The 3,504-nt window shown below is 36.6% G+C and carries 5 protein-coding genes and 1 pseudogene; all 6 read right to left on the bottom strand.

Features of this window, described 5'->3' with window-relative positions:
• Positions 1–16: 16 nt before the first annotated feature.
• Positions 17–688: pseudogene (locus RM529_RS16485) on the bottom strand (type IV secretory system conjugative DNA transfer family protein); the annotation flags it as partial.
• A 5-nt stretch (positions 689–693) separates the two neighbouring features.
• Positions 694–1,725 carry a MobB family relaxase gene (gene mobB / locus RM529_RS16480; protein WP_311485831.1) on the bottom strand — a complete coding sequence of 344 codons (1,032 nt, stop codon included), beginning with the start codon at positions 1,723–1,725 and terminating at the stop codon, positions 694–696.
• A gap of 11 nt (positions 1,726–1,736) precedes the next feature.
• Positions 1,737–2,117 (bottom strand): BfmA/BtgA family mobilization protein, encoded by a 381-nt coding sequence (locus RM529_RS16475; RefSeq protein ID WP_092205823.1) that lies wholly within the window; start codon positions 2,115–2,117, stop codon positions 1,737–1,739.
• Positions 2,118–2,548: 431 nt separating this feature from the next.
• Positions 2,549–2,746 carry a hypothetical protein gene (locus tag RM529_RS16470; RefSeq protein ID WP_276493812.1) on the bottom strand — a complete coding sequence of 66 codons (198 nt, stop codon included), beginning with the start codon at positions 2,744–2,746 and terminating at the stop codon, positions 2,549–2,551.
• Positions 2,747–2,758: 12 nt separating this feature from the next.
• Positions 2,759–3,139 (bottom strand): DUF6876 family protein, encoded by a 381-nt coding sequence (locus RM529_RS16465; RefSeq protein ID WP_311485830.1) that lies wholly within the window; start codon positions 3,137–3,139, stop codon positions 2,759–2,761.
• A gap of 77 nt (positions 3,140–3,216) precedes the next feature.
• The coding region (locus tag RM529_RS16460) for a single-stranded DNA-binding protein (RefSeq protein ID WP_311485829.1) at positions 3,217–3,504 on the bottom strand (288 nt) is incomplete at its 5' end.

The following is a 3,504-nucleotide window of genomic DNA, read 5'->3' as shown; positions in this document are numbered from 1 at the left end:
TAGTTTTTAGTTTCTAGATTAACCCACCAATCAAACCTTCAGCGGCATCGTTAAAGAACTTTGTAGTTCCGGTTGTTCCACTTTCTCTTTGCTCTAAAAGATTTTCAATTAGCACTCTTGAAACCTCGTTTACGCTTTCCTCGCTCTCTAAATAGCGTGGTGCAATGGGATTTACCCGATGGATGATTTTATCGAAGGAAATGACCTTAAACGGCATATCGTTATCCTTAAAAAGTGGATATGCCATTTCGGTCAATTCAAAATCTTTATAGTCGTGAATAATTCCGCAGAAGCGCTCTTTCCGGAAATGCTTCAAAAATCCATAAATCACACTTTCAGTCTTACCACTTCCCGCAGAGCCGATGACGGACGCACCACGTTTTATATTATCCAATTTGAAATTTCCTTTATTCGTAGAAAAACTGACTCGATATTTGGTATCGCCATTTTTAGGCTTTACGGTTTTGTGCAGAAAAACATACAACGCTATATTAATTAGCATAAGCGGACAAACCAAATAAAGCATTAGCGGTACTAATTCATTTGTATCTGACATATAGAATATCAAAGTTGAAAGTAACAGTATATTTAAAAGAAACGCATATCTGCTTAGCCGAAATAGCATATAGAAAACCGTACTAGCCAAACCAATAATTGAAAGTATCGTTATTAGATTATCTATCTGCATAGTCATTAGATTCCGATGGAACTTGATTTTATGGCCACTTCTGCGCCACGTCTTAACCGTTTAAAAATCCGAAGTGCAATTTGAGCTTGGCTAATTGGAATGGTCGGTACAATGGGCAATCCAGATTTTGTAATCATTTTAAAAGCCAAGGCTTTTTCGTTTGCTGGTAATTTCATCAATGTTGAAAAATATAGGTTCGGGTTTTTTACAAAGGTTTTTCGAGCCTTATAGGTTTCAGCATAATTGCGTTTGTAGCCAAATGTTTTGTCAAAGGTTTTTTCCGCTTTCGCGAAAAATGTATCTCGGTCAAAACCTCGTTTCACTTTTTTACCGTGCATTTCAACTTCCGATGCTTTGTGTTTACTTCCTGGGGAAAGACTAAATGTATTGGAAGCGTCTTTTCTGCTCACAATGATATGGATATGGCTTTGGTTTCCATCCTTTTTCATTCCCTGGACAATCCGTTTGTCATTTTGTTGATGTGGTGCTTGGCGTTCCAAGTTGGCAATTTCTTTTCTCATTTTTTTAATATTCCCTTCAACTCGTCCTTTCTGAATATTTCTGATTTCGGTTTTAAGCTGCAATATTTTTGTGGCAAAAGGTTGGTTCCCTTTTATCTGAAAATCTGTTCCCTTAAAGGTGCGTTGATGCTCAATTTTGGCGTAATATTTTATATCATCAATTGTTATGGGGCGTCCGTTTATTTCCCGATTGAAGGATGCAACATAACCCTTCATTATCTCTCTGGTGTAGGTTTTTAAATCTTGACTGCTGTTCTGCAATCTCTTCAATTCATACTTAGATGGACTGACTGTAATCGAGTAAAATTTAGGTTCTTTCTTTTTCAATTTTGCGGTGTTGCCATCAATCTCTTTGATAACTTCTTCAGCAGAAATCTCATCGCCATATTGATTAAAAAAATATTCCATATCAGCTTCTTTTAATCCCTCATTTTCCTTCTCTAAATAGCCCACAAAATCGGCTGAACTCTGACTGTAATTTGCATCCAATTTTTGCGGTGTGATTGTAATGTACATAACTTAAAAATTTATAGTTCGTTCTTCAAATTTCGCTTCTCTTGGAAACGAACTTTTTTCTTTTCCTCAGTCACTTTTTTCTCTAAAATGAGTGGTTTTTTTTCTGGTTCTTCTGCTTCAAATAAAGATTGAATCATTGCCACCGTAGGTTTGGTTTGCGTCTTTTCCACATCTCGCATTATGGCAATGACCGCATTAATTCTCTTGAGCAGTTTCGCTTCAATGGTGCGTCCTGTCGGTCCTAATTTTTCCTTTGGCGAAATTTCATTATAGAAGAAAAAATCCAGCATTGCTGCCATAGCTTCTGTGTGCGATTTGAAGTAAGTGCGTGAAAAAGTTTGGAAACGTTTTGCAGTTTCCTTTTTAAATCTAATTCCGATAAATGAGTCCATATTTCGCCGATTTGTCGCAAAATCTTCCCTAAAAATGGGCGTTCTCAGCCCGTTTGTCGCAAATCGTAGATTGTCAGGATTTTAAAATATATACAAATAGCTGACAATCAGCTATTTGAAAATCAAAAGAAATCCGAAACATCGCGAAGCGTGTTACCCTCTTGCTATTCCTTTTCGTCACGCGCAAGCGTGACAAAAATCCATACAATCCGGCTAAAAAGCCGATTGCCATTTTCAGGGAAAATGATTTTCCGATATGTTATTTTTCGATTTGTACGGTTATCAGCGAAAGTCGAAAAGTGGATAACCCTACTTAAATTTGAATGCTGAATTTCAGCGAAATAAAGATACGTTTTTTTCTTGACTATATATTAATTGCATACAAAAACACCTCTAAATTTTAGAGGTGTTCGATGCTCTATATAATAATGCTAAATGTTGAATACGAAATTATAGGTGTATAAGTTTTTAATCATTTCCTCGTCAATCAAGTTTTCATAATCTGCACCAGTTTCTTCCACATATTTTTTTATGGATTCCCCATAAAGATGTGTTACGTGTTCTCTCGAAACCTGTAAAAGTTCCTCTTGTTTTTCCTCGCTCAAATCTTGAAATTTTATGTAAATCATAGTTTCAAAATTTTAATATTCGCTTGGTAACATCAGGGTATCATTTACAAAAAATAAACGCAGTTCATCGAGTGGAAAATCGGTTGCCCTGTAACCGTGTTTTTCAAAAATATTGTCGTTGCCATCGCTGTAAATTATCTCGGCTTCATAGCCTGTATAATCCTGTTTTTCTTTGGGCAATCTTTTGAAGTCTATGGTTACAAACTCGCTTCGGTTCATCAGACTTTTTGCAATTACAGACGTGTCCGTAATAAGCCAAAAGCATTCTGCTACTTCCAATAAATATTTCAATCCGTCGGTAAAACGGGTTCGCAATAATGGGATTTGATAGAACATTTCTGTTCCTGTAAAATATTGCAATCGCTCTTTTATTTCATTAATTTGTGCTTTCATTGTACATATATTTAATGTGTGAATAATGAAAAAGAGGGCGCAACTTTCCAGAGGAACGCCCTCTTTATTTTTAAAGATTACTTGTCGCTCTTGCTTCCAAGTAAAAGGATTTCATCGGCTACAACTTCCGTTACATAGCGTTGGTTGCCATCATCGGTGGTATAGGTTCGGGTCTTTAGTTTCCCCGTAATTCCAACTTCCTTGCCTTTTTCGACAAATTTTTCAACGATTTCAGCCGTCTTGCCCCAAGCCACTACGGTATGCCAGTTGGTGTCCGTTTGCTTTTCGCCTTTGCTGTCTTTGTAATACTCATTTGTGGCTAATGAAAAACGGGCTACTTTTTTACCGCTTTCAAGGTTCGTAAT

It is taken from the genome of Autumnicola edwardsiae (genome assembly GCF_031846505.1).
GTDB classification, from domain to species: Bacteria; Bacteroidota; Bacteroidia; order Flavobacteriales; family Flavobacteriaceae; genus Autumnicola; species Autumnicola edwardsiae.
This window is presented reverse-complemented; position numbering and strand designations above follow the sequence as displayed.

Excerpts from the sequence above, each read along its gene's own strand:
- mobB (WP_311485831.1), bottom strand. The coding sequence starts at position 1,725 with ATGTACATTACAATCACACCGCAAAAATTGGATGCAAATTACAGTCAG.
- RM529_RS16475 (WP_092205823.1), bottom strand. The coding sequence starts at position 2,117 with ATGGACTCATTTATCGGAATTAGATTTAAAAAGGAAACTGCAAAACGT.
- RM529_RS16470 (WP_276493812.1), bottom strand. The coding sequence starts at position 2,746 with ATGATTTACATAAAATTTCAAGATTTGAGCGAGGAAAAACAAGAGGAA.
- RM529_RS16465 (WP_311485830.1), bottom strand. The coding sequence starts at position 3,139 with ATGAAAGCACAAATTAATGAAATAAAAGAGCGATTGCAATATTTTACA.